The sequence below is a fragment of the Microbacterium sp. LWO14-1.2 genome (genome assembly GCF_038397715.1).
Taxonomy (GTDB): domain Bacteria; phylum Actinomycetota; class Actinomycetes; order Actinomycetales; family Microbacteriaceae; genus Microbacterium.
Genome location: NZ_CP151633.1, coordinates 730,751 through 756,169, shown reverse-complemented (window position 1 = coordinate 756,169; position 25,419 = coordinate 730,751). Strand labels below are relative to the sequence as shown.

Sequence of the window (25,419 nt, the reverse complement as noted above, 5' to 3'; positions counted from 1 at the left end):
GCTTATGCGTACACTATTTTCATGCCTGACCCCTCCGTGCTCGCCGTCGACCTCGGCAAGTCGCGCTGCCGTGTCGTGGTCTCCGGCCCCGAGCGCCGCGCCGCGGTCGAAGGCATCGGCTCGCCGGGACTCGCTGCCGCCGGCGGGATCGACGCCGCGCTCGCCGCCATCCTCCCGCTGACCTCCGACATCGCCGGCTACGAAGCCGTCTCCGTCGGTGCCGCCGGTGCCTGGGCCGCACCCGCCGCGGCATCCGAGCTGGCGCAGCGACTGCATGCCCTGCTCGGCGTCCCGGTCGCCGTCACCTCCGACGTCGTCTCGGCGCACGTCGGCGCCCTCGACGGGGGAGAGGGCGTACTCCTGATCGCCGGCACGGGAGCTGCGGCCCTCGGCGTCGACGCAGACGGCATCCGGCTCGTCGACGGATGGGGACCGGAGGTCGGTGACTTCGGCAGCGGATCGTGGTTCGGCCGCGAAGCCCTGCGCGCCGTGCTCCGCGCGTCCGCCGGACTCGTCGCCCCCACCATCCTCTCCGCCCGCGTCGCCGCGGCGATCGGTCCGATCGACGCGATCCAGCAGTGGCTCGCGCAGGACTCGCCGCTCGCCCGCAGGCTCGCGACCCTCGCGCCCCTCGTCCTCGACGCCGCCGCCGACGGCGACCCCGTCGCACGCGCGGTCGCCGACGAGGGGGCGCGCCTCCTCGTCGACTCCGCCGTCGCGGCTGCCGCGCACACCACCGCCGTGGCCCTGCACGGCGGACTCACCCAGCACCCCTGGTTCGGAGAGCTCCTCGGCGGAGCCCTTCGCGACGCCGGTCGCGAACCCGTGGATGCCGCGGGCGACGCCCTCGACGGCGCGCTGCTCATCGCCCGACGCGCAGACCCCGGAGCCCCGCTCCCGCACGAGAGGTACGTGCACCGTGCCGGCTGAACGAGAACCGGCAGAACGAGAACCGGCAGAACGAGAACCGGCAGAACGAGAACCGGCAGAACCAGAGCGCGCGAGCGCCGCACCCGAGGCTCTCCGAGCCTCCCGCACCCCATCCCCGAGAGGTCCGCACACCGTGCCCACTGAAGACCAGCGACTGTCCGCTCTGCTCGATGAGCTGTCCACCCTCGGCACCGAGGCGTCGACGACCGAACGAGGCGACCTCGACCTCCTCGGCACCGCCGAGCTCGTGCGCCGCATGAATGCCGAAGACCGGCGGGTGGCGGATGCCGTCGCCGACCGCAGCGCCGAGATCGCCGCCGCCGTCGACGGCATCACCGCGCGGTTCCGCCGCGGGGGCCGCCTCATCTACATCGGCGCAGGCACCGCAGGACGCATCGGCGTGCTCGACGCGAGCGAGTGCCCGCCCACCTTCGGCACCGATCCCTCGATGGTGGTCGGCCTGATCGCCGGCGGCGAGACCGCGATCCGCTCCGCCGTCGAGAACGCGGAAGACGACGACCGCGCGGCCGGCGAATCGCTCCGCGACCTGCACCTGACCGAGCGCGACACCGTGGTCGGCATCTCCGCCTCGGGGCGCACCCCGTACGTCCTCGGCGGACTGGAGTACGCCCGCAGCATCGGTGCGCTGACCGTCGCGATCGCCTCCAACGCCGACTCGGCGATCGGTGCGGTCGCCGACATCGCGATCGAGGTCGTCACCGGCCCGGAGTTCATCTCCGGGTCAACCCGCCTCAAGTCGGGAACGGCGCAGAAGCTGGTCGTGAACATGCTCACGACCCTGTCGATGATCAACCTCGGCAAGACCTACCACGGCGTGATGGTCGACCTCCTCGCCACGAACGAGAAGCTGCACGCGCGGTCGATCCGCACCGTCACCGAGCTCACGGGGTCGGACGTCGGCCAGGCGTCGTCGGCGCTCGCCGCGGCCGACGGCTCCGTCAAGCTCGCCATCCTCATCCTCACCACGGGGGCGGAGCCGGATGCCGCGCGCGCCGCGCTCGCGGACGCGGACGGCACCCTGCGCGTGGCGATCGCGGCGCTCACGGCGTGAGATCGCCCCGTCGCCAGAGCGCGGGCCGAGGGCGCGGGAGAGGGTCCCACTAGGCTCTCCCCGTGGATCATCTCGTTCCCGCGGCACCGTGGTTGATGGCGCTCGCCGGCGTGATCTCCGGCGTGGCGTGCCTCGCAGCGGGCAGGGGCGTTCCCTGGCAGGCGCGGCAGATGGCCCTGCTGCGGTCGGCGTCGCTCCTCGCGCTCGCCGTCGCGGGCGGTGAGACGCTGCCGCGGCTGGTGATCGGCGTCGCCCTCCTGCTCTCGGCCATGGTCGGCACCATCGGGGTCCGCGGTTCGCGCTCCGCCCCGATGTGCTTCCATCGCGCCGTGGTGTCGCTCGTGCTCGCGATCTGCCTGTGGGACACGGTCGCGGCTCAGGCCGCCGCACCCGTGAGCGTCTCGGCGGGCGCGCACGACCACGGTCCCGCGTTCACCGGGGTGCTGTCGGTGCTCGGCATCGTGGGGGTCATCGGCGTCGTGCTCTGGACGATCGTGTCGGAGCGCGTGATCGAACCCTCGTCAGACCGGCGCACCGACACGCTGCTCGCCGTCGAGTCGTGGGCGATGGCCGCAGGGGTCGCCGTGCTGTGCCTCGCGGTCTGAGGCGGAGCCGGGCCACCGCTCCGGGGCCCGACGAGACCGTCGCCGCGCTCGGCGCCCTCCCGATTTCCCCGCGCCGTCGCGCGCCCCGTACCCTGGTGGCATCCCCCGAAGCTCACCCGGCAAACCCGCGCGCCGGCGACCTCGGCGCGCTCACACATGCAAGGACGCAGATGAACGACACCGCCGCACCCCACGACGCCTGGACGGCCCGCGAAGAGCTCGCCGAGCGGATGATCCCGCTCATCGGCGCACTCAAGCGCGACCGCGACGTGGTCACCTCGCTGCACGGCCACCGGCTCGTGGGGCTCTCGGCGACCGGCATCGTCGAGGTGCACGACCGCGTCGCCCAGCTCGGACACGAAGAACTCGCACTCGAGGACACGCTCGCCGTCATCGAGGCGATCCACGCGCTGGCGCCCGGCGCGTCCTCCCTCGACGTCGCGCGCCTCGTCGAGGGTCACCGCGACAGCGGCGCACCGCTCGCCGACCACCTCGCTCAGGCGCTCGCCCCCGCGTTCGGGGCGACGGCCGCCGAGCCCACCGACGTCGTGCTGTACGGCTTCGGCCGCATCGGTCGGCTGCTCGCCCGCATCCTCGTCGCCCACACCGGAGGCGGGAGCGGACTGCGGCTCCGGGCCATCGTCGTCCGCCGCGGCTCCGCGAACGACCTCGTCAAGCGCGCCTCGCTGCTGCTGCGCGACTCCGTGCACGGACGCTTCGCGGGATCCGTCACCGTCGACGAGGAGGCCGAGCAGATCGTCGCGAACGGCACCCGCATCCAGGTGATCTACTCCGACGACCCCGCATCGATCGACTACACCGCCTACGGCATCCGGGATGCGATCGTCGTCGACAACACGGGGCGCTGGCGCGACGAGGCCGGCCTCAGCCGCCACCTCGAGTCGACCGGCGTCGCACGGGTGCTGCTCACCGCGCCGGGCAAGGGCGCGCTGAAGAACATCGTGCACGGCATCAACGACCAGACGATCACGCCCGACGACCGGATCGTCACGGCGGCCTCCTGCACCACCAACGCCATCACCCCGGTGCTCAAGGCGGTCGACGAGGCCTACGGCATCGTCCGAGGACACGTCGAGACCGTGCACTCGTTCACCAACGACCAGAACCTCATCGACAACTTCCACAGCGGCGACCGCCGCGGACGCTCGGCCGTGCTCAACATGGTCATCACCGAGACCGGCGCGGCCAAGGCCGTGGCCCGTGCTCTGCCCGAGCTCGAGGGCAAGCTCACCGGATCGGCGATCCGCGTGCCCACGCCCGACGTCTCGCTCGCGGTGCTGCACCTCACGCTCGAACGCCCGGCAGTGAAGGACGAGCTCAACGACTACCTGCGCCGTGTCTCCCTGCACTCCAAGCTGCGTCAGCAGATCGACTACGTGGAGAGCCCCGAGGTCGTCTCGACGGACTTCGTCGGATCCCATCGGGCGGGCATCGTCGACGGACTCGCGACCATCGCGAACGACCAAGACGTCGTGCTGTACGTCTGGTACGACAACGAGTACGGCTACTCCTGCCAGGTCATCCGCGTGCTCGAGGTCATGGCGGGCTCGCACCCGATCGTGCTCCCCGAACGCCGTGAGGTCACTCTCCACAGCTGACCCCACCCCGTCCCTTTCCCCTTCTCTTCTGCACGCCGAGCCACCCCTCTGCGCGCGAGCCACCCCTCTCGTGACGGCGACAAAAGGGGTGGCTCGCACGGAAGGGGGTGGGTCGACGGGGGAGGTGCCCGCCATGATGGGGGCATGAAGACCGCGACCCTGCGGGCGGAGCGCCTCCGTTCGCACCGACTGTCGGCCCCGGCGCGTGCCGTGACGGACGCGGCCGCGTACATGCTGGCCGTGCAGAGCCAGGACTTCACGGCGGGACGCTGGGCGCTCGCCTGCCGCACCCGCGGGGAACCGACCCTCGCCGCGGTCGACCGGGCTTTCGACCGCGGTGACCTCGTGCGCGCGTGGACCATGCGCGGCACCCTGCACACCATCCCCGCGCGCGACCTCGGCTGGGTGCTGTCGGTCACGGGGGAGCGGCAGCGCCGACAGGCGGCGGGGCGCCGCCGCGATCTCGGCATCGACGACGCCATGATCAACGCCGTCACGGACTCCGTCGTGCCGAGGCTGCGCGACGGCGGGCTCACGAGGTCCGAGATGTTCGAGGTGTTCGCCGGCGTCGGGGTCGACCCCAGCGGGCAGCGCGGCATCCACCTGCTGAGCGAGCTGACCCTGACCGGTCTCCTCTGCCAGGGGCCGGTCGTCGCACGAGACGGCATCTCGCGTGAGCAGCGGTTCGTGCTCGTCGACGGTCACATCCGCGAGCACGCCCGACCGGACGATCCCCTCGCCGAGCTGTTCGTCCGCTACATCACCGGGCACGGACCGGCGACGGTCGCGGATTTCGCGTGGTGGTCCGGGCTCACCCTCGGGCAGTCACGACAGGCTCGGGAGCGCACGGACGGCCGGATCACCGAGGTTGAAGACGGCGTGTTCTCCGCGACCGAGCGACCGCGGCGCGCGTCGGACACGGCATCCGTCTTCGCGCTCGGCGCGTTCGACGAGTACTACATCTCCTACGCCGACCGCACAGCGGTGTGCGCCCCGAAGCACCTCGCGGCCGTGGGCCCCGGCAAGAACGGCATGGTGCGAGCCACCCTCGTCTCCGACGGGAGGGTGATCGGATGCTGGACGCACGCCGCGGCATCCCTCGGCGCCCCGCCCGAGCTCTTCGACCATCCGAGGCGGGAGCATGTGGACGAGGATGCCGTGCGCGCCGCGCTCGCCCGATTCACGAGGTTCCTGGACTGATCCGGAGGGGGAGAGGGTGGAACCGTCACTCGCTCGCGTGCCGCCCGAGGAACGAGTACCGGGGCTGCTCGTCGGAGGGGGAACCGTCACTCGCTCGCGTGCCGCCCCAGGAACGAGTACACCTCGTTGTCGTCCACGCCGGGGAACGCGCCGCGGGGGAGCGGCGAGAACATGTGGGTGTGCACGCGGGCGCTGGGCCACGCCTTGCCGTTCCAGCGCTCGGCCAGGTCGGCCGGAGGGCGCCGGCAGCACGCCTCGTCCGGGCAGCTCGACACGGCGCGGTCGGAGGTCTCGCGTCCACGCCACCACCGGGCGTCGTCGAACGGCACGCCGACCGTCACCGAGAACTCGCCGTCGGTCGACGACCCGGTCTGGGTCGAGCACCAGAACGTGCCGGACGGGGTGTCGGTGTACTGGTGGTGCTCCGTGGTGCGGTTCTGCTGGGTGAACGCGCTCCGCGCCTGGAACTTGCGGCACACCCGCTGCCCCTCGACCGCGCCGGTCACGTCCATCGGCAGCGGCAGGCCGTCGTTCTCGTACACGCGGGTGATGGCGCCCGTCGCGTCGACCCGCAGGAAGTGCAGCGACATGCCGAGGTGCTGCGTCATGAGGTTCGTCATCCGCATCCCTGCCGCCTCATGCGTCACACCGAACGCGTCGCGGAAGTCCTCGACCGCGAGGTTGCGGTCCTTCTTGGCCTGCTGCAGGAAGGCCACCGCCGCGGTCTCCGGCATCAGGCACGACGCGGCGAAGTAGTTGATCTCCAGCCGCTGCTGCAGGAAGTCGGCGTAGTCGGTCGGCGGGGTGTGGCCGAGCAGGCGGTGCGCCATCGCCTGCAGCGCCATCGAGCGCAGGCCGTGACCGCCGGGGATCGACGCCGGCGGCAGGTAGATCCGACCGTTCTCGAGATCGGTCACCGACCGGGTCGAGTGGGGGAGGTCGTTCACGTAGATGAGCTCGAAGCCGAGCTTCTCGGCCATGATGCTCACCGTGCGGTGCGTGAGCGCCCCCTGCACGTGCCCGGCCGAGCGGAGCTGCTTCTCCGCGAGCGTGTCGATGTCGCCGAGGTAGTTGTGCTGAGCGCGCATGCGCAGACGCAGCTCGGTGTTGGCGCGCCTGGCCTCCTCGGGAGTCGCGATGGCCTCGCGCTCTCGGCGCTGCAGTTCGCGGTGCAGACCGAGCACCGATTCGATCGTCTCGTCGCTCATGCTTTTGGTCACACGCACCGGCGCGACGCCGAGCTGCCGGAACACCGGACTCTCCTGCGCGCGCTCCAGCTCGATCTCCAGAGCGGCACGGCGGTTCGGCGGCTCCCCCGAGATGAGGTCGGTCACCTCGGTGCCCGTCGCCTGCGCGAGCGCCTGCAGCAGCGACAGCTTCGGCTCGCGCTTGCCGTTCTCGATGAGGCTCAGCTGCGAGCCGGCGACGCCGACCAGCGCGCCCAGCTCGTCGAGCGTGTAGCCGTTCGCGAGACGGTGGTGGCGGATGCGGTGGCCGAGGGTCGCCAGATGGATGCCGGAGGGTGCCATTCCTTGATCCTAGCGAAAGAAGCGCAATTCTTATCACCGGTTTTGGCGAAAAGTGGCGCTCAACCCACAAGAAGATGGATGCAACGGCCCCACTTCAAAGGAGAGCAGTCATGGCGATCGCCGAAGTCTTCACCCCTCGTGCAGCATCCGTCGCACCCGTGCGCACGTTCGGGGCGGCGCCGACCTATGACACCCCGGCGATGGCGGAGCTGGCGGCCTGGGTCGACGAGATCGCGGCGCTGACCCAGCCCGACTCGATCCACTGGGTCGACGGCTCCCGCGCTGAGAACGACTGGCTGCTGCGCGGCCTGGTCAGCGAGGGCAAGCTCATCAAGCTCAACCCCGAATGGCGTCCCGGCTCGTACCTCGCCCGCTCGCACCCCAGCGACGTCGCGCGCACCGAGGGGCGCACCTTCATCGCGTCCGAGCGCGAAGAGGACGCGGGCCCCACGAACAACTGGGCCGACCCGTCGCAGATGCGCGAGAAGATGACGGAGATCTTCGAGGGGTCGATGCGCGGCCGCACGATGTTCGTCGTGCCGTTCTCGATGGGCCCGGTCGGCGGACCCCTGTCGCACATCGGCGTCCAGGTCACCGACAGCGCCTACGCCGTCGCATCCATCGGCATCATGACGCGCGTCGGAGACGCCGTCACCCGTCGGATCGCCGACGGCGCTCCCTGGGTCAAGACGGTGCACTCGGTCGGTGCGCCGCTCGCAGCGGGCGAGCCGGACGTCGAGTGGCCGTGCAACGACGACAAGTACATCGTGCACTTCCCCGAGACGCTCGAGGTCTACTCGTTCGGCTCGGGGTACGGCGGCAACGCGATCCTCGCGAAGAAGTGCTTCGCGCTGCGCATCGCGTCGGTCATCGCCCGCGACGAGGGCTGGCTCGCCGAGCACATGCTGCTCATCCGCGTCATCGATCCGAGCGGCACGGCGTACCACGTCGCCGCGGCGTTCCCCTCGGCGTGCGGCAAGACGAACCTCGCGATGCTGCGTCCGACGATCCCCGGCTGGCGCGTGGAGACCCTCGGCGACGACATCGCGTGGATCCGCCCCGGCGAGGACGGACGCCTCTGGGCGATCAACCCCGAGGCCGGCTTCTTCGGCGTCGCGCCGGGCACCGGCGAGTCGACCAACGTCACCGCGGTCGAGACGCTGTGGGGCAACACGATCTTCACGAACGTGGCGCTGCGGCCCGACGGCGACGTCTGGTGGGAGGGGCTGACCGATAACGCGCCGGCCGAGCTCATCGACTGGGAGGGCAACCCCTGGACGCCCGACTCCGGACGCCCCGCCGCGCACCCCAACTCCCGCTTCACGGTCTCCGCAGCGCAGTGCCCGCAGATCTCGGAGGACTGGGAGGAAGCCGTTCCGCTCGACGTCATCCTCTTCGGGGGCCGTCGCGCGAGCAACGTGCCGCTCGTGGTAGAGGCCACCGACTGGACCCACGGCGTCTTCCTCGGATCGAACATCTCGTCGGAGCGCACCGCCGCCGCCGAGGGCACCGTCGGCGAGCTGCGCCGCGACCCGTTCGCGATGCTCCCGTTCTGCGGATACAACATGGCCGACTACTTCGGTCACTGGCTCAAGGTCGGTCGCTCGCTGCGCTTCGACCGCGCACCGCGCATCTTCCAGGTGAACTGGTTCCGCCGCGGTGCCGACGGCCGGTTCCTGTGGCCCGGATTCGGCGACAACTCGCGCGTCGTCGACTGGATCATCCGTCGTATCTCGGGAGACGTCGCCGCCGTCGACAGCCCCATCGGTCGTCTGCCGATCGTGTCGGACCTGAACCTCGACGGGATCGACGTGCCCGAGGCCGACCTCGACGAGCTGTTCTCGGTCGACCCGCAGGCGTGGAAGACCGAGGCCGACCTCACCGAGGAGTTCTACGACACCTTCGGAGACAGGGTGCCCGCCGCGCTGCGCGCCGAGCTCGCCTCGCTGCGCTACCGCCTCGACAAGGCGTGAGAGCCGGGCGCCGGTTCGGGGGAGCCGGCGCCCCACACACCTCCCCCAGGAGGACCCCAGACCCGCGAGGGCGGGAAGTCAGAGACGAACCCATGGCTGAGTGGTCTCCGGCATCCCGCCCTCGCGTTGCACTCGGTCGTTGAGCGACACTCCGACTCGCTTCGTTCGCTCAGTGCGGGTCTCCGCGAGACGAAACGCGTCGTACCCTGCAGAACCTACGCCAGCAGTTGGTGCCGCGCGAGGTCCCGGTACAGCGGCGTCGACTCCACGAGCTCGGAGTGCGTGCCCTGCCCCACGACCACGCCGTCCTGCAGGACGACGATGAGGTCGCTGTCGACGACGGTCGAGAGGCGGTGGGCGATCACGATGAGCGTGCGGTCGGTCGACACGGCGTCGATGGCCTCGCGCATGCGCTGCTCGTTGACGCCGTCGAGCGACGACGTCGATTCGTCGAGCAGCAGGATCGGCGCGTCGGTCAGCAGTGCTCTGGCGATCGCGAGCCGCTGACGCTCGCCGCCCGACAGCATCACGCCGTCCTCGCCGACCGGCGCCTGCAGTCCCAGCGGGCTGCGCTCGAGCACGTCGCCGAGGTTCACGGCCCGCAGCACCTGCTCGCACGCGGCATCCGAGGCGTCGGGGGAGGCGAGTCGCAGGTTGTCGGCGAGCGTGCCGGCGAGGGTCGGGGCGTCCTGCTCGACGTAGCCGAACTGGGCGCGCAGCTCGTCGCGCGGGTAGGTGCGCGCGTCGTGACCGTACAGGCGGATGGATCCGCCCGTGGGGTCGTAGAAACGCTCCACGAGCGAGAGGATCGTGCTCTTGCCAGCACCGCTCGGGCCGACGAGGGCCACACGGGCGCCGCGGGGCACGGCGAACGTCACTCCGCGGAGCACCTCGCGGTCGGCCTCCGGGGCGGTGTCGTCGCTCGGTTCGAGGTGCGCGTCCGCGAGCAGCGTGCGCGCCTCCCTCTCGGCGGCCGCCCGCGCCGCGACGACGTTCTCGGGGTACTGGAACCGCACGTCGCGGAACTCGATCGCGGGCGCGCCGGGGTCGGCCTCGTCGCGCGCCACGGCGGCGGCGATCTCGGCATCCCGCTGCGTCTCCGTCGGGAGGTTGAGGACCTCTTGGATGCGTCCGAGCGCACCCAGCGCCTGGTTCACCGAGGTGATCGCGCCGAAGGTCGTCGCCAGCGGCATGACGAGCATGAACAGGAACATGATGAACGTGATGAGCGAGGCGATCGTGAGGTCGCCCGCCGCGACGCGGAATCCGCCGACACCCAGCACCACGAGCAGGGAGACCTGCAGCGCGACTCCGGCGATCGGCACGACGAGCGAAGAGATCTTCGCGATCCGCACGCCGATGCCGTAGGCGTCCGAGGCGAGCGTCGACACCGCCTCGGTCTCGCGCTCGGTCGCGCCCGAGGCCCGCACGGTGCGAATCGAGCCGACCGCGCGCTCCACGCCGGACGCGAGTTCGCCGACCTTCTCCTGCTGCGCGGTCGAGGCGGTGCGGATGCGACCGCTCAACGCGGTGACCACGGCGACCGACGCTCCGATGACGATCACGATGAGCAGCAGCAGGACGGGGTCGATCAGCAGCATCGCGATCAGGGCGCCGAGGAACAGGATCGCGCTGCCCACGGCATCCGCGAGTCCCTGGGTGAGCACGGCGTAGAGCAGCGTCGTGTCGGTGCCGACGCGCGAGACGAGGTCGCCGGTGCGGCGGGCGTCGAACTCGCTGATCGGCAGGTGCAGGATGCGGGCGATGAGCTTGCGACGGCTCGAGTAGACGACTGCGGTGCCGGTGCGCTGCAGCAGGTAGTGCTGGTAGCCGGAGATGATCGAGGAGACGATCACGAACCCGACCAGGAGCCAGACGAGGATGCCGATGTCTCTTTCGGACTGCACGGCCTCGATGACCTGACCGACGAGCAGGGGCTGCACGAGCGACGTCGCTGCGCCGAACACGCTGAGGATCGCGACGACGATGAGCGTGCGCTTGTGTTCGAAGAGGAAGGGGAGGAGTTGGCGGAAGGTGGCGCGCGGACCGTCCTGCGATGCGCCCCGTCCGCGTCGGCGTGACGTCGCCGTGCTGGACATGCGTGACCTCGTTCTGAAGGGATACTCCGACCGTACTTCGTGTCCGGTCGGTTTCTATGGCTGGGCTGTATGTGCGCGGGCGACGATCAGCGGCGTCCGAAGCGTCGGTGCGCGGCCTGCTTGGTCACGCCGAGGGCCCCCGCGATCGCCTGCCAGGAGTAGCCGAGGTTGCGCGCGCGGCGCACCTCCGCCTCCTCGGCGCGGGCGATCTCGGTGCGCAGGCCGGCGAGGCGGTGGAGCTCGGCGATCGGCTCGCCGCGGTCCTCGAGCGCGTGTGCGGTCTTCAGGGTCATGGGACACCTCCTGCGTGATGGATATCGTCAATCCTTGTTGACGACGCCGCGGATGTCAACAGAAATTGACGCAGGAGGTCCCACAGCCGATTCGCATAGGGTGTGCGGATGCCGGAGAAGCCGTGGATCCTGTTCGACGTCGGCGGAGTGCTCGAGGTCGTCGACGACGACACCTGGCAGGAGCAGTGGTGGGAGCGCGTGCGCGCCGTCAGCGGGCTCGCGCAGGACGAGCTGGACGCGCGCATCGATGCCGCGGACTTGCCCCGTATCGACCTCACGGTCGGTACCGAGGGAGCGTTCTGGGCGGGACTCGCCGCGGGGCTCGAACTCGATGACGCGCAGCGTGCGGCGATCCGCGCGGACTTCTGGGACGCGTACTGCGGCACCGGCAACCACGAGCTGATCGAGTACGCGCGCTCGCTGCGCGGCAGGGCGCGGACGGCGATCCTCTCGAACTCGGCCGACGGTGCGCGCGAAGAGGAGGAGCGGCGCTTCGGATTCGCCGCGATCTTCGACCCCATCTGCTACAGCCATGAGCTCGGCGTCGCCAAGCCCGAGCCAGACGCCTACCTCTGCACGCTGGAGGCCCTCGGCGCCGAACCGGAAGACGTGCTCTTCATCGACGACCATGAGCTCGCGATCGACGGAGCGGCCGCCGTCGGCATCCGCGGTGTCCTGCACCGGAACAACACCTCGACGATCGCCGCGATCGAACGCTTTCTCGTCGATGGCTGATGTCTGCGCGCGTCACTCGTCGCACGATGGGGCGCCTTGACAGACTGAGCAGATGCTGTCGACACCCCGACCTGTGCCGGGCGACAAGGTCGCCATCCTCTCGCCCGCGTTCGCCGCGCCGGCCGTCGCGCCGGAGTTGCACGCACAGGCCCTCCGCCGGCTCGAAGACCTCACCGGACTCGTGCCGGTCGAGTTCCCGACGACGCGACAGCTCGGAGCGAGTCCCGAGGCGCGTGCCGCCGACGTCAACGCCGCATTCGCGGATCCTGGCATCCGCGCCATCGTCGCGACCATCGGAGGCGATGACCAGATCCTCGTCGTTCCGCATCTCGACGAGACGCTCGCGCTCGCCGATCCGAAACCGTTCCTCGGCTACAGCGACAACACCAACATCCTCAACTGGCTGTGGCGTCTCGGCATCCGCGGATATTACGGAGGGTCCACCGCGGTGCACCTCGGTCCCGGCCCGGCGGTCGACGACGTGCACCGGCGTTCGCTCCGTGCGGCGCTGCTCGAGGGCGGCGACCTCGCGCTCTCCGAGCCGGGCGAGTCCGAGGACGTCGGACGCCGCTGGGTCGATCCCCGGGCGCTGCACGAGTACGGCGAACGCGTGCCGACCGAGGAGTGGGTGTGGGCGGGACCGTCCACCCGCGTCGAAGGACGCACGTGGGGCGGCTGTCTCGAAGTCCTCGACCAGCTCGCGTTCGCCGACCGTCTTCCCGCAGTGGAGGAGCTGCGCGACGGCATCCTGCTGCTCGAGACGAGCGAGGAGCGCCCCGCCGCGAGCTGGGTGGGCCGTTGGGTGCGCGGGCTCGGCGAGCGGGGCGTCCTCGATGCGGTCGCCGGTGTCGTCGTGGCGCGCCCGCCAGTGAGCGACTTCGACGTGCATCCCTCTCCCGAGGAGGCGGACGCCCTCCGGGCCGCTCAGCGTGACATCGTGATCGAGACGGTGTCGCGGTACAACCCGAACGCGGTCATCTGCGTCGGCGTGCCGTTCGGGCACACGCGCCCGCAGTGGATCGTGCCCTACGGCGGCATGATGGCTCTCGACGCGCGAGCGCGCACGGTCACCGGCTCCTTTTGACGGGTGGCGGCAGATGCGGAACGGCCGCACCCCGTGCGGGATGCGGCCGTTCGCGGACGGACGCGTCAGAGCTCGACGGCGGCAGCCACCCCGAGGTCGGACTCGTAGTCGGTGTCCTTGGTCTCCTTCGACAGGAAGAGCGCGATGAACGTCAGCACGCCCATGACCGAGAGGTACAGTCCCACGAGCCAGGGCGCGCCGTCGCCGAGCTCCCACAGCCACACGGCGATGAGCGGTGCGACCGCAGCGCCGAGGATCGACGACACGTTGTACGAGATCGCGGATCCCGTGTAGCGGACGTTCGTCGGGAACAGCTCGGGCAGCAGCGCGCCCATCGGACCGAAAGTCGCACCCATGAGCATGAACCCGAACACGAGGAAGGCCTGCGCCAGCGCGCCGGTGAACTTGGGGTCCATCGCCGGCAGCAGGAACGCGTTGAACGTGAGGCCGAACACGATGATGAGCCCCGTGACCCACAGGAGCAGCTTGCGGCGTCCGATGGAATCGGCGATCGGACCCGACAGCAGGGTGAAGATGCCGAAGAACACGACGCCGACGATCTGCATGAGCACGAAGTCGGTGTAGCCGAAGCCCAGACCGGGGTAGAACTGCGCGGCGAACGCGGAGGCGTCGAAGTCCTTCCCGGCGGCTTCGGCGGCCGCCTGAGCGGCGGCGGACGCGGTCTCGAGAGAGGCCGGCTTGGTGCCGTACGCGAGCGTGAAGTTCGTCATCAGGTAGAACAGCACGTACGTGGCCAGCATGATGAAGGTGCCGAGGATCAGCGCCTTCCAGTGGTGGCGGAACACGGTCGCGAGCGGCAGCTTGCGGATCGCGCCGACCTTCTCGGCCTTCTTGAACGTGTCGGACTCGACGAGCTTGAGACGCACCCACAGGCCGATGATGACCATGACGGCCGAGAACAGGAACGGGATCCGCCAGCCCCACGACAGGAACGCCTCGGACTTCAGCGCCGGGTTCTCGGCGTGCGGGAGCAGCCAGTTGATCGCCAGGAAGAGGAAGTTCGCGATGATGAAGCCGAGCGGAGCGCCCAGCTGCGGGAAGGTGCCGTACCAGGCGCGCTTGCCCGCGGGGGCGTTCTCGGTGGCCACGAGCGCGGCGCCCGACCACTCGCCGCCCAGAGCGAAGCCCTGGAACAGACGCAGGATGAGGAGCAGCAGAGCCGCCCACCAGCCGATCTGCTGGAACGTGGGGAGCAGGCCGATCACGAAGGTCGCGATGCCCATCGTGAGCAGCGACGCCACGAGCGTGGCCTTGCGGCCGAACCGGTCACCGAAATGCCCGAACACGACGGCGCCGATCGGGCGGGCGACCATCGCAGCGCCGAACACGGCGAACGACGACAGGAGCGACGTGGTGTCGTTGCCCGTCGGGAAGAAGAGGACGGGGAAGACGAGCACGGCAGCGGTGGCGTACGCGTAGAAGTCGTAGAACTCGATCGTGGTGCCGACGAGGCTGGCGGTGATGACCCGCGAGCGCGGATTCGCGGGGGCGGTGGACGTACTCATGCTGCTCCTTAGATCCGTACGCCGGTATACCAGCGCACCGGCCGATCCTACGCCTTCCTGAGAGTTCGCTGGGCGCGGATGACGGTTCGCGAGGCCATCCGTCTGCGTAGAGTCGGGAGGACACCCCGCGGAAGGATGCCGATGACCACCCGGATGCTGCTGCTCGCCGACACGCACGTGCCGAAGCGCGCGCGGCGTCTGCCCGACCTCGTGCTGCGGGCGATCGACGACGCCGACGTCGTCGCGCACGCCGGCGACTGGGTCGACGTCGCGACCCTCGACCTGATCGAGGCGCGGTCGCGCGAGTTCCACGGGGTGTACGGGAACAACGACGGCGCCGAACTGCGCGAGCGACTCCCCGAGATCGCCGAGTTCGAGGTCGAGGACGTGCACGTCGCGATGATCCATGAGACCGGTCAGGCCGCGCGCCGCGAACAGCGCATGGACGAGGCGTTCCCCGGCATCGACCTGCTGATCTTCGGCCACTCCCACATCCCGTGGGCCACCGTCTCGCCCGCCGGGATGCGGCTGCTCAATCCCGGCTCGCCCACCGACCGTCGCCGTCAGCCGGTGTGCACCATGATGACCGTCACGATCGACGGTGCGGCGATCGACGCGAGTCTGGTGCCGGTCGCATGAGTGAGGAGACGCTCGTGTACCGCGCGCCCATGCGATCGCGCGACGACTCCGTGCCGGACGGGGCGGGGCCGGAGCGCGCGCTGACCCTCGGCCTCTGCGGCATCGGCGGGAGACTGCATCCGGCGCCCCGTTCTCTGGAGGATGCGCTCGCGAAGGCGGACGCGCAGTCCGGCATCCGCCTCGCCTGGCGCATCGAGAGGTTCGCGAAGGCGCCGATCGGCTCCTTCGTCTGGACGAGGGACGTCGACGGGCTGACCTACCTCGGCCGCCTCGTCGGGCCCTGGACGTACGACACCGACGACGAGGCCGATGCCGTCGACCTCGTGCACGTCCGCGCGTGCGACTGGCTCGCGGAGCCCATCGCCGACGCGGTGGTGCCGGCGGACGTGAAGGCGACGTTCGGCCGGGGCGGTCGCAACTGGCAGCGGATCCGTGCCGCGAGCGTCAGCGCACCGACGCAGGCGGTCTGGGACGCCGCCGCGGGTCGTTGAGCGAACCCCTCACGCGGGTCGTTGAGCGGACCCCTCACGCGGGTCGTTGAGCGGACCCCTCACGCGGGTCGTTGAGCGAGCGCAGCGAGACGAAACGCGCTGACGATCCCCGGAGGCCTCAGCGCCAGATCACGGCGATGGCCGCGTTCGCCGCGGTCAGGATGCCGACGAGCCAGAACATCGCGGCGGGGACGCCGGCGCCGCGCTTCTGCCGAGCCGTCCCGATGCCGAGCAGTGCCCCGATCACGAGCAGCACCACGAGCTTGACCCCGATCTTGACGTAGTTCAAGTCGTACTCGATGCCCCACGGCGCGGCCAGCGCGAGACCGGCGACGGCGGCGATCGTCATGCCGATGCTCATGAGGCGCGTGAACTCGCGCTTGCCGCCGAACGCCTGCACCGCCCATGCTCCGAAGAGAACGGCGAAGCCGATCAGGTGGACGAAGAGAACGATGTGGCGCAGGGTCTCCATGCCCTCACGCTAGTGACCGCTGCCGCTATCCCGCCAGCAAGGTCCGCCTCACCTCAGCCGCGGAGCTCCTTGACCACGAGTGCCGTGCGCAGCGCGGCATCCGCCGCCTCCGCACCCTTGTCCTCGTGCGAGCGTTCGAGGCCCGCGCGGTCGAGGCCCTGCTTCTCGTCGTCGAGCGTCAGCACGCCGAAGCCCACCGGCTTGCCCGCGTCGAGGGAGACCCGGGTGAGGCCGTCGGTCGTGGCCGCCGACACGTACTCGAAGTGCGGGGTGCCGCCGCGGATGATCACGCCGAGCGCCACGACCGCGTCCGCTCCGCCGGCGAACGCGGCCTGCGCTGCGACAGCGAGCTCGAACGATCCCGGAACGCGCACCACGCGGTACGAGGCGCCCGATCCGTCGAGCACGCGCTGCGCGCCGGCGATGAGCCCGTTCGTGATGACCTCATGCCACGTGCCGGCGATCACGACGACGTCGAGGCCCGATCCGTCGATCTTCTCCGTGCGGGGTGCTGCTCCTGCGCCGCTCATGCGTCGTCCTTCTTTCCGTCGGCGAGAGCCTGTGCGAGCTCCGCGTCTCCGATGATGTGACCCATGCGGTCACGCTTGGTCTCGAGGTACTGGTGGTTGTTCGGCCCGACGCCGACGATCAGCGGAACCTGCTCGACGACGTCGAGGCCGAGGCTGCGCAGCTGGTTCACCTTGTCGGTGTTGTTGGTCAGCAGGCGCACCTTCGACACTCCGAGGTCCGACAGGATGCCGGCTGCCGCGGCGTAGTCGCGGGCGTCCGCGGGCAGGCCGAGCGCGAGGTTGGCGTCGACCGTGTCGAGTCCCTCCTCCTGCAGGCTGTAGGCGCGCAGCTTGTTGATGAGTCCGATGCCGCGCCCCTCGTGGCCGCGCATGTAGATCACCACCCCGCCGTCCTGCTCGATCGCGTCGAGCGCCGCGTCCAGCTGGGGTCCGCACTCGCACTTCAGCGATCCGAACGCCTCGCCGGTCAGGCACTCCGAGTGCACGCGCACGAGCGCGGTCTCGCCGACCTCCCCCGAGACGACGGCGATGTGATCGGTGCCGGTGACGCGGTCCTTGTAGGCGAGGAAGCGGAACACTCCGTGCGTGGTGGGCACGGTCGCGTCGGCGCGGAGGCTCACCCGACGACTCCCGACGCCGGGGGCGGCGCCGGCGGGATCCGTCTCGTTCAGGTGGGCGATGAGCTGCTCGATCGTGATGACGGGCACGCCGTCGCGCTCGCCCAGCTCCAGCAGACCGGGGAGGCGCATCATGCTGCCGTCCTCGGCCACCACCTCGGCGATCGCGCCGACGGGGTGCAGGCCCGCGAGCTTCATGAGCTCGACCGCGGCCTCGGTGTGGCCGTTGCGTTCGCGCACGCCGCCGTCGACCGCGCGCAGCGGGAGCACGTGACCGGGGCGGATGATGCTCGTGGCCGTCGACTCGGGGTTCGCCAGCACGTTGAGCGTGTGCGCGCGATCGTGGGCGCTGATGCCGGTCGTCACGCCCTCGGCGGCATCCACACTGACCGTGTACGCGGTCGAGCGGGCGTCCTCGCTCGCGGCCACCATGGGCGGCAGATTCAGCGAGTCGGCGAGGTCGGCCGGCATCGGGGCGCAGATGAAACCCGACGACCAGCGCACGGTCCAGGCGACCCATTCCGGGGTCGCGAGCTGCGCCGACAGCACGACGTCGCCCTCGTTCTCACGGTTCTCGTCGTCGGCGACGAGGACGGGACGCCCCGCGCGCAGCGCGTCCAGCGCCTCGGGGATGGTGGACAGGCTCATCGCGAGCCTCCTTCCGCTGCGGCCCGGAACGCGAGCAGGCGCTCGACGTGCCGGGCGAGGATGTCGGTCTCGAGGTTGACGCGGTCGCCGACCGCGCGCGTGCCGAGGGTGGTGGCGGCGAGCGTCTCCGGGATGAGCGACACCTCGAACCAGGCCTCGACGGCATCGGGCGCGCTGACCGCGCTGACGGTGAGCGACGTGCCGTCGACCGAGATCGATCCCTTGTCGACGACGAGGGGAGCGAGGTCGGCGGGGAGCGAGATGCGCAGGACGCTCCACTCCTGGCCGGGGCGGACGTCGATCACGGCGCCGGTGCCGTCGACATGACCCTGGACGATGTGGCCGCCGAGGCGGGCCCCGACCGGCATGGCCTTCTCGATGTTGACGCGCGTGCCGACGGATGCCGTGCCCAGCGCCGCGACGTCGAGGGTCTGCTTCATGACATCGGCGTCGAAGGACTCAGGCGTCGATCCGACGACGGTGAGGCACACGCCGGAGACCGCGATGGACTCGCCGTGCACGGCATCCGCCGCTGCCTTCGGGGCGCGGACGGTGAGCCGCCACCCGTCGCCGGAGGGCTCGATGGCGGTGATCTCGCCGATCTCCTCGATGATTCCCGTGAACATCAGCGTGCTCCTTCGTGCGAGATGTCTGGTCCGTGTGCAGTCCTACGCCCGTGTGGCGTCGGTTCGCCGCCGACGGCAGGGCGGGCGATCGCGAGCAGGTCGGCGCCGAGCGGCAGCCACTCGTCGACGGTCAGGCGACGCGCTTCGCCGATCGAGGCGACGCCGATGTCGGTGAGCGCGAGCCGGTCGCCGCCGAGCAGCACCGGCGCGACGTAGGCGAGCACGCGGTCGGCGAGGCCCGCGGCCACGAACGCGCTGGCCAGGGTGGGGCCGCCCTCGACGAACACGCTCTGGACGCCGCGCGCCTGCAGATCGGCGAGCACGGCATGCAGATCGTGCGTGTCGTAGGCGAGGGGAGTGTGCGGATGCCGGCGGATGGCCGCATCGGCGGGTACCGGACGCGACCCGATCACGACCGGGATGGGCTGCGTCGGGTACAGGTCGTCGCCGTCGCGAGCCGTCAACGACGGGTCGTCGGCGAGCAGAGTCCCGGTGCCGACGACGATGGCGTCGGCCCCGGCGCGACGTCGGTGCACGTCGGCGCGTGCCTCCGCGCCGGTGATCCACTGGCTGGATCCATCGGATGCCGCGGCGCGGCCGTCGAGGCTCTGCGCCCACTTCACGGTGACGTGCGGGCGTCCGAGCCGCTGGGCGGTGAGCCAGCCGTCGATGATCCGGTGCGCGGCGTCGGCCTGCTCGCCGGAGTCGACGCTCACGCCCGCCGCCCGTAGCCGTTCGGCTCCGCCGCCCGAGACGGCCCCGGGGTCGTCGAGCGCGTAGACCACCCTGGCGACGCCGGCCTCGATCAGCGCGACAGCGCACGGGCCCGTGCGACCCGTGTGGTTGCAGGGCTCGAGAGTGACGACGGCCGTCGCGCCGGCGGCAGCGCCCGGCGCGAGCTTCGACAGCGCGTCGACCTCGGCGTGCGGCGTGCCGGCTCCTCGATGCCAGCCCTCGGCGAGCACATCGCCGTCGGGGGAGAGGATCACGGCACCCACCTGCGGGTTCACTCCGCGCGGGCCCAGGGTCGCGAGTTCGAGCGCGCGGGTCATCGCCCGGCGTTCCGCCTCGTTCACTGCCATCCGTGTTCCTCTCTGGACTCAGGGGTCGCAGGGAGGAGAGAGCGGAACGCGCATGCGGCGGCCCACCGTGCTGCCTCCCTTCCGGACTAGCGAGGCGGGGCCTCGCATCACCGTCGGTTCCGGATTTCCACCGGATCGGCACCTCGACGAATCGAGACGCTCGCGGACTGTCACCGCCGGTTCGGATTCCCACCGACCCCGGAGCACGTTGATGTTCTGAGTGTACAAGCCGCGTGACCGTCGGATTCATTCCCCGTAACACGACGAGAAGCAGACTCGGGTCACTGCAGCAGACGGGAGAGCCGCCGGTCGGCGAGGATCTTGCCGCCGGTCTGGCAGGTCGGGCACGTCATTTCAGCAGACGGGAGAGGCGGCGGTCGGCGAGGATCTTGCCGCCGGTCTGACACGTCGGGCAGGTCATTTCAGCAGACGGGAGAGCCGCCGGTCGGCGAGGATCTTGCCGCCGGTCTGGCAGGTCGGGCAGTACTCGAGGGAGCGATCGGCGAAGAACACGCTCCGCACGGTGTCCCCGCAGACGGGGCAGGTCTCACCGCGACGGGCGTGCACCTGCATCCCTCGCCGCTTCGCATCCTTGAGATCGGCCGGCGGTTTGCCCGACGCCTGCGCCACGGCATCCGTCAACGTCGACTGCATCGCCGCGTAGAGGCGATCGACCTCGTCGTCGGTGAGCTTGTCGGCGATCGCATACGGCGACATCTTCGCCGCGTGCAGGATCTCGTCGGAGTAGGCGTTGCCGATCCCGGCGATCACGCCCTGGTCGCGGAGGAGGCCCTTGATCTGCATCCGTCGCCCGGTGAGCACGTCGCCGAAGGCCTCACGGGTGAAGTCGGCATCGAGGGGGTCGGGCCCCAGCCGTTCGATGCCCGGGACCTGGTCGGGGTCGCGCACGACGTAGACGGCGAGCGACTTCTTCGTGCCCGCCTCGGTGAGGTCGAACCCGCTGTCGTCGTCGAACGCCACACGCAGGGCGATCGGCGACTTGCCCGGCTTGATGAGCGTCGTCGGAAGCAGCTCGTACCAGCGCAGCCATCCGGCCTTCGCGAGGTGGAAGACCAGATGCAGGTCGTCGCCCGCCGACAGCACGACGAATTTGCCCCGCCGCGTCGCCGCGGTGATCTCGGCACCGTGCAGCGCCGTGTTCGGCGGATCGTAGGTCTTGAGCGCGGCGATCGCCCCGACGCTCGTTCGCGTGATCGTGCGCCCCACCACGCGGTCGGCGAGGAAGGTCGTCAGGCCCTGTACTTCCGGCATCTCCGGCATGCGCCCATCCTGCCACCCGCCTCCGACACCGGGCCAGGGGAGGGGCTCAGTCCAGCATGGGCCACGGCACCGGGGTGCGGTCGTCGTCACGGAGGAGGCCCGCGATCCAGCTGTCCTCGCGCCGGTCGCCGCTCGCGAAGGCCTGTCGCAGGAGGCCCTCGTAACGGAAACCCAGTGCGCGCGCGGTCTTCGCCGAGGCCACGTTGCCGGCGACCGCGCGCCATTCGACGCGGGCCAGACCGAGCTCTCGGAAGCCCCAGTCCACGACGGCGGTCGCCGCCTCCGAGACGTAGCCTCTGCCCCGTGCCGCAGGCGTGGCCCAGAACCCGAGTTCGGCACGACCTCCTGCACGATGCGAGGCGATGTCGTGAAGACCGATCATCCCGACGAGGATGCCGTCGGCTCGCACCGCCCACACCGTCTCGCTCCCGTCAGCCCACCACGCGCTCACAAGACGGACGAACTCCTCGGCATCCGAGCGTGAATACGGGCTCGGCACCGTCGTCCACGTCTGGATGTCCGGATCCTGGCACGCGTCGGTGATCGCGTCGACGTCGGAGGCGTCCGGAGCGCGCAGCACGAGGCGATCGGTGGTGAGGGTGACCGGTTCCATCCCGAAAGCCTACTGATCGCCGAGCGGCCCCCTTGCTTCCGAGCGGCCCCCTTAGAGGCGGTCCCAAAGGGGGTGGGTCGCACGCACAGGGGTGGCTCGGCGAGGGCGCGCGCGTCGGCGAAGGCGAGCGCGTCGGCGAAGGCGAGGGTTCGCGCCGCAGTGTCGGACGCCGCGGCTAGGCTTGTCAGGTGACTGTTCCGGGGATTCTGCGCGCCTTGGAAGAGGCGTCTCTGTATCGTGACGCCCTCCGCTGGGCGCAGACCGACGCCGACCTCGGACTGGTCGACGGGCTCGACGCGCCCGCGCTCGCCGGGCTGCTCGACAAGCGCCGTGCCGCGGGGCAGCCGGCGTCGCTGCTCGCCGTCGTCCCGACGGGGCGCCGCGCCGAATCGCTGTCGCAGGCTGTCGCCGCCTACCTGCCCGAGGCCGAGGTCGTCACCTTCCCCGCGTGGGAGACGCTGCCGCATGAGCGGCTCAGCCCCAGCCCCGACACGGTCGGCCAGCGATTGCAGACCCTGCGCCGCATCGCCGAGTGGTCGGGGGAGCGCCCGCTCGTCGTCGTGGCGTCGGTGCGGGCGGCCCTGCAGCCCATCGCCGGCAACCTCGGCGACATCGTGCCGCTCGAGCTCTCCGTCGGCACCCGCGGGTACGAGCTCGACCACGTCGCCGAGCAGCTCGTCGAGCGCGCCTACTCCCGGGTCGACATGGTGTCGCGCCGCGGCGAGTTCGCGGTGCGCGGCGGCATCCTCGACGTCTTCCCGCCGACCTCCGAGCACCCGTTCCGCGTCGAGTTCTTCGGCGACGAGGTCGACCAGATCCGTGCGTTCTCGGTCGCCGACCAGCGTTCCCTCCCCGGCGACGTCGCCCTCGTCGACCTCCCGCCGAGCCGCGAGCTGCTGCTCACGCAGGACGTGCGCGACCGTGCGCGTGCTCTGATCGGCGGCTTCCCCGCGATCGCCGGGATGCTCGAGAAGATGGCGGAGGGCATCCCCGTCGAGGGGATGGAGTCGCTGCTGCCCGCCGTGGCCGGACCGCTGAAGTCGCTCGTCGAGTACCTGCCCGAGGGCACCGCGACCGCGGTCGTCGATCCCGAGCGCTCCAGCGCCCGCGCTATCACGCTCGGCGAGACGAACCGCGAGTTCCTCGATGCCGCGTGGAGCGCCGCGACGTCGGGCGCGTCCGCTCCCATCGACCTCGGAGCCGGCGACTTCCTCACGATCGCGCGGCTGCGCGAGGTCGTGCGCGAGCGCGGCGGCGTCTGGTGGCGCCTCAGTCCCTTCGCGATGGGGGGAGAGGATGCCGAGACGATCGATGCGGCTGTCATCCCGTCATTCCACGGCAACGTCGACGGCGCGATCTCGTTCGTCGAGGCGAAGGTGTCGGACGGCTGGCGCGTCGTCGTGATCGCGACCGGTCCCGGTCTCGTCGACCGGGCGCGCGACGTGCTGTCCGACCGGGGCATCGCCGCCCGGGTCGTCGAGCAGCTGACCGAGCTTCCCGACACCGGGGTCGCCACGCTCGTGACGGGATCCGTGGAGTCCGGGTTCCAGATCGCCGACGCCAAGCTCGCCGTCCTCACCGACAACGAGTTCTACGGACGCACGATCGGCGGCGACCAGCGCGTCGTGAAGAAGCTCGCCTCGCGGCGCAAGAACGTCGTCGATCCTCTTCAGCTCAAGCAGGGCGACTTCGTCGTGCACAACACGCACGGCATCGGCCGCTTCGTCGAGATGACCAAGCGCGAGGTGTCGACGGGCGGACGCAACGCGACCAAGTCGACGCGCGACTACCTCGTGCTCGAATACGCGCCGTCGAAGCGCGGCTACCCGGGCGACAAGCTGTTCGTGCCGACGGACCAGCTCGACCTGCTGTCGAAGTACGTGGGCGGCGAGGCGCCGACCCTGTCGAAGATGGGCGGCAGCGACTGGGCGCAGGCGAAGGGCAAGGCGCGCAAGGCCGTGCGCGACATCGCCGTCGAGCTCGTCAAGCTCTACTCGGCGCGCATGAGCGCCAAGGGCCACGCCTTCGGCCCCGACACCCCGTGGCAGCGGGAGCTCGAAGAGGCGTTCCCGTTCGCCGAGACGCACGACCAGCTGCAGACCATCGACGAGATCAAGGCCGACATGGAGCGGCCCATCCCCATGGACCGCCTGCTGTCGGGCGACGTCGGCTTCGGCAAGACCGAGGTCGCCGTACGAGCGGCGTTCAAGGCGATCCAGGACGGCAAGCAGGTCGCGATGCTCGTGCCGACCACCCTGCTCGTCAAGCAGCACCTCGAGACGTTCACGGAGCGGTTCGCGGGCTTCCCGGTCAAGGTGCGGCCGCTGTCGCGCTTCCAGACCGACAAGGAGGCGCGGCTGACGCTCGAGGGGCTGCTCGACGGCACGGTCGACATGGTCATCGGCACGCACCGCATCCTCACCGACCAGGTGATGTTCAAGGACCTCGGCCTCATGATCATCGACGAGGAGCAGCGGTTCGGTGTCGAGCACAAGGACGCGCTCAAGAAGATGAAGACGAACGTCGACATCCTCGCGATGAGCGCCACCCCGATCCCGCGCACCCTCGAGATGGCCGTCACGGGCATCCGCGAGATGTCGACCCTCGCGACGCCGCCGGAGGACCGGCATCCGATCCTCTCGTTCGTCGGCCCCCGCAGCGACAAGCAGATCGCCGCCGCCATCCGTCGCGAGATCCTGCGCGAGGGTCAGGTGTTCTTCGTGCACAACCGCGTGCAGTCGATCCAGCGGGTCGCCGCGCAGCTCGCGGAGCTCGTGCCGGAGGCTCGCTTCGCCGTCGCTCACGGGCAGATGGGAGAGCACCAGCTCGAGCAGGTCGTCGACGACTTCTGGGAGCGCAAGTTCGACGTGCTCGTGTCGACGACGATCATCGAGACCGGCCTCGACATCTCCAACGCGAACACGATCATCATCGACCGTGCCGACAAGTACGGCCTGAGCCAGCTGCACCAGCTCCGCGGACGCGTGGGCCGCGGACGTGAGCGCGCCTACGCGTACTTCCTCTACGACGACATGAAGCCGCTCTCCGAGACAGCGGCCGATCGGCTGCAGACCATCGCCGTGAACAACGATCTCGGTTCGGGTATGCAGGTCGCCCTGAAGGACCTCGAGCTGCGCGGAGCGGGCAACATGCTCGGCGCCGAGCAGGCCGGGCACATCGCCGGCGTCGGATTCGACCTCTACCTGCGGATGATCGGCGAGGCCGTCGCGACGTTCCGCGGCGACGAGGTCGAGAGCGGGCAGGAGCTGCGGCTGGAACTGCCGCTCGACGCCCGCATCCCCGAGCACTACATCGACAGCGAGCGCCTGCGGCTGGAGGCGTACCAGAAGCTCTCCGCCGCCTCTGCCGCGACCGCCAAGGACGACGCGATCGACCTCGTGATCGACGAGCTCACCGATCGCTACGGCACGCCTCCCGAGGAGGTCGAGGGTCTGATCGCCGTCGCCCGGCTGCGGCGCCGCGCCGCACGAGCCGGTCTCGCCGACGTCGTGGTCATGGGGTCGAACCTGCGCATCGCGCCGGCACGCCTCGAGGACTCGATCAAGGTGCGTCTGCAGCGGCTCTACCCCAAGGCCAAGCTCGTGGCGGGCGGCGAGGCGCTGGTCGTGCCGATGCCGACCGTGCCGGCCGCGGTCGGCGTGGGCCTCGAGTCCCTGCCCGACGCGGAACTGCTCGAGTGGGTCGGCCAGCTGTTCACGGCGATCTTCCCGGAGCCCGTCAAGGCCGAGTGAGGA

22 protein-coding genes are annotated in these 25,419 nt (G+C 70.6%); 11 read left to right on the top strand and 11 right to left on the bottom strand.

Annotation, left to right across the window (positions count from 1 at the left end):
• Nucleotides 1–21 precede the first annotated feature (21 nt).
• The 5 genes from MRBLWO14_RS03700 to MRBLWO14_RS03680 all read left to right on the top strand — a co-directional run bounded on the left by MRBLWO14_RS03700 (nucleotide 22) and on the right by MRBLWO14_RS03680 (nucleotide 5,426).
• A complete protein-coding gene (locus MRBLWO14_RS03700; RefSeq protein WP_341935116.1) occupies nucleotides 22–930 on the top strand; it encodes a BadF/BadG/BcrA/BcrD ATPase family protein in 909 nt (302 codons plus the stop codon).
• A 133-nt stretch (nucleotides 931–1,063) separates the two neighbouring features.
• Entirely contained in the window at nucleotides 1,064–2,002 is a 939-nt protein-coding gene (murQ, locus tag MRBLWO14_RS03695; RefSeq protein WP_341935115.1) for an N-acetylmuramic acid 6-phosphate etherase, read from the top strand.
• Nucleotides 2,003–2,064: 62 nt separating this feature from the next.
• A complete protein-coding gene (locus tag MRBLWO14_RS03690; RefSeq protein WP_341935114.1) occupies nucleotides 2,065–2,607 on the top strand; it encodes a hypothetical protein in 543 nt (180 codons plus the stop codon).
• Between the two features lie 170 nt (nucleotides 2,608–2,777).
• Nucleotides 2,778–4,226 (top strand): glyceraldehyde-3-phosphate dehydrogenase, encoded by a 1,449-nt coding sequence (locus MRBLWO14_RS03685; protein ID WP_341935113.1) that lies wholly within the window; start codon nucleotides 2,778–2,780, stop codon nucleotides 4,224–4,226.
• Between the two features lie 144 nt (nucleotides 4,227–4,370).
• Nucleotides 4,371–5,426, top strand: a complete 1,056-nt coding sequence (locus MRBLWO14_RS03680) for a winged helix DNA-binding domain-containing protein (RefSeq protein WP_341935112.1) — start codon at nucleotides 4,371–4,373, stop codon at nucleotides 5,424–5,426.
• An 86-nt stretch (nucleotides 5,427–5,512) separates the two neighbouring features.
• On the opposite strand, the gene MRBLWO14_RS03675 is transcribed toward MRBLWO14_RS03680, so the two are convergent.
• Nucleotides 5,513–6,955: a helix-turn-helix domain-containing protein gene (locus MRBLWO14_RS03675; RefSeq protein WP_341935111.1), complete on the bottom strand. Its 1,443-nt coding sequence runs from the start codon at nucleotides 6,953–6,955 to the stop codon at nucleotides 5,513–5,515.
• A gap of 110 nt (nucleotides 6,956–7,065) precedes the next feature.
• Between MRBLWO14_RS03675 and MRBLWO14_RS03670 the strand changes: the two genes are divergently transcribed.
• Nucleotides 7,066–8,928: a phosphoenolpyruvate carboxykinase (GTP) gene (locus MRBLWO14_RS03670; RefSeq protein ID WP_341935110.1), complete on the top strand. Its 1,863-nt coding sequence runs from the start codon at nucleotides 7,066–7,068 to the stop codon at nucleotides 8,926–8,928.
• Nucleotides 8,929–9,143: 215 nt separating this feature from the next.
• Here MRBLWO14_RS03670 and MRBLWO14_RS03665 read toward each other — a convergent pair whose 3' ends face one another.
• The gene (locus MRBLWO14_RS03665; protein ID WP_341935109.1) at nucleotides 9,144–11,027 is read right to left on the bottom strand and encodes an ABC transporter ATP-binding protein; all 1,884 of its coding nucleotides are present in this window, start codon (nucleotides 11,025–11,027) and stop codon (nucleotides 9,144–9,146) included.
• An 86-nt stretch (nucleotides 11,028–11,113) separates the two neighbouring features.
• On the bottom strand, nucleotides 11,114–11,320 hold the full coding sequence (locus MRBLWO14_RS03660; RefSeq protein WP_341935108.1) for an AsnC family protein: 207 nt from the start codon (nucleotides 11,318–11,320) through the stop codon (nucleotides 11,114–11,116).
• Nucleotides 11,321–11,428: 108 nt separating this feature from the next.
• Here MRBLWO14_RS03660 and MRBLWO14_RS03655 point away from each other — a divergent pair, with 108 nt between their 5' ends.
• Entirely contained in the window at nucleotides 11,429–12,055 is a 627-nt protein-coding gene (locus MRBLWO14_RS03655) for an HAD-IA family hydrolase (protein WP_341935107.1), read from the top strand.
• Nucleotides 12,056–12,107: 52 nt separating this feature from the next.
• A complete protein-coding gene (locus tag MRBLWO14_RS03650; protein ID WP_341935106.1) occupies nucleotides 12,108–13,139 on the top strand; it encodes a S66 peptidase family protein in 1,032 nt (343 codons plus the stop codon).
• Between the two features lie 65 nt (nucleotides 13,140–13,204).
• On the opposite strand, the gene MRBLWO14_RS03645 is transcribed toward MRBLWO14_RS03650, so the two are convergent.
• Nucleotides 13,205–14,665, bottom strand: a complete 1,461-nt coding sequence (locus MRBLWO14_RS03645; RefSeq protein ID WP_341935105.1) for an MFS transporter — start codon at nucleotides 14,663–14,665, stop codon at nucleotides 13,205–13,207.
• Between the two features lie 141 nt (nucleotides 14,666–14,806).
• Here MRBLWO14_RS03645 and MRBLWO14_RS03640 point away from each other — a divergent pair, with 141 nt between their 5' ends.
• Together MRBLWO14_RS03640 and MRBLWO14_RS03635 are read left to right on the top strand one after the other, a co-directional pair.
• Nucleotides 14,807–15,304, top strand: a complete 498-nt coding sequence (locus MRBLWO14_RS03640; RefSeq protein ID WP_341935104.1) for a metallophosphoesterase — start codon at nucleotides 14,807–14,809, stop codon at nucleotides 15,302–15,304.
• A complete protein-coding gene (locus MRBLWO14_RS03635; protein ID WP_341935103.1) occupies nucleotides 15,301–15,795 on the top strand; it encodes a GAF domain-containing protein in 495 nt (164 codons plus the stop codon). The genes MRBLWO14_RS03640 and MRBLWO14_RS03635 overlap by 4 nt, the downstream gene beginning before the upstream one ends.
• 118 nt (nucleotides 15,796–15,913) lie before the next feature.
• Here MRBLWO14_RS03635 and MRBLWO14_RS03630 read toward each other — a convergent pair whose 3' ends face one another.
• The 7 genes from MRBLWO14_RS03630 to MRBLWO14_RS03600 form a co-directional block, all read right to left on the bottom strand.
• Entirely contained in the window at nucleotides 15,914–16,267 is a 354-nt protein-coding gene (locus tag MRBLWO14_RS03630; protein WP_341935102.1) for a Fe-S protein, read from the bottom strand.
• A 53-nt stretch (nucleotides 16,268–16,320) separates the two neighbouring features.
• Complete coding sequence (ribH, locus tag MRBLWO14_RS03625; protein WP_341935101.1) at nucleotides 16,321–16,797, bottom strand: 6,7-dimethyl-8-ribityllumazine synthase; 477 nt, start codon at nucleotides 16,795–16,797, stop codon at nucleotides 16,321–16,323.
• Nucleotides 16,794–18,062: a GTP cyclohydrolase II gene (gene ribA / locus MRBLWO14_RS03620; protein ID WP_341935100.1), complete on the bottom strand. Its 1,269-nt coding sequence runs from the start codon at nucleotides 18,060–18,062 to the stop codon at nucleotides 16,794–16,796. Before ribA ends, ribH begins: the two co-directional genes overlap by 4 nt.
• Nucleotides 18,059–18,688 (bottom strand): riboflavin synthase, encoded by a 630-nt coding sequence (locus tag MRBLWO14_RS03615; RefSeq protein ID WP_341935099.1) that lies wholly within the window; start codon nucleotides 18,686–18,688, stop codon nucleotides 18,059–18,061. The genes ribA and MRBLWO14_RS03615 overlap by 4 nt, the downstream gene beginning before the upstream one ends.
• Complete coding sequence (gene ribD / locus MRBLWO14_RS03610) at nucleotides 18,688–19,770, bottom strand: bifunctional diaminohydroxyphosphoribosylaminopyrimidine deaminase/5-amino-6-(5-phosphoribosylamino)uracil reductase RibD (protein ID WP_341935098.1); 1,083 nt, start codon at nucleotides 19,768–19,770, stop codon at nucleotides 18,688–18,690. Before ribD ends, MRBLWO14_RS03615 begins: the two co-directional genes overlap by 1 nt.
• A gap of 417 nt (nucleotides 19,771–20,187) precedes the next feature.
• Complete coding sequence (locus tag MRBLWO14_RS03605; protein WP_341935097.1) at nucleotides 20,188–21,051, bottom strand: DNA-formamidopyrimidine glycosylase family protein; 864 nt, start codon at nucleotides 21,049–21,051, stop codon at nucleotides 20,188–20,190.
• Between the two features lie 46 nt (nucleotides 21,052–21,097).
• Nucleotides 21,098–21,664: a GNAT family protein gene (locus tag MRBLWO14_RS03600; RefSeq protein WP_341935096.1), complete on the bottom strand. Its 567-nt coding sequence runs from the start codon at nucleotides 21,662–21,664 to the stop codon at nucleotides 21,098–21,100.
• 188 nt (nucleotides 21,665–21,852) lie between these two features.
• Between MRBLWO14_RS03600 and mfd the strand changes: the two genes are divergently transcribed.
• Complete coding sequence (gene mfd, locus MRBLWO14_RS03595) at nucleotides 21,853–25,416, top strand: transcription-repair coupling factor (protein ID WP_341935095.1); 3,564 nt, start codon at nucleotides 21,853–21,855, stop codon at nucleotides 25,414–25,416.
• Nucleotides 25,417–25,419 lie beyond the last annotated feature (3 nt).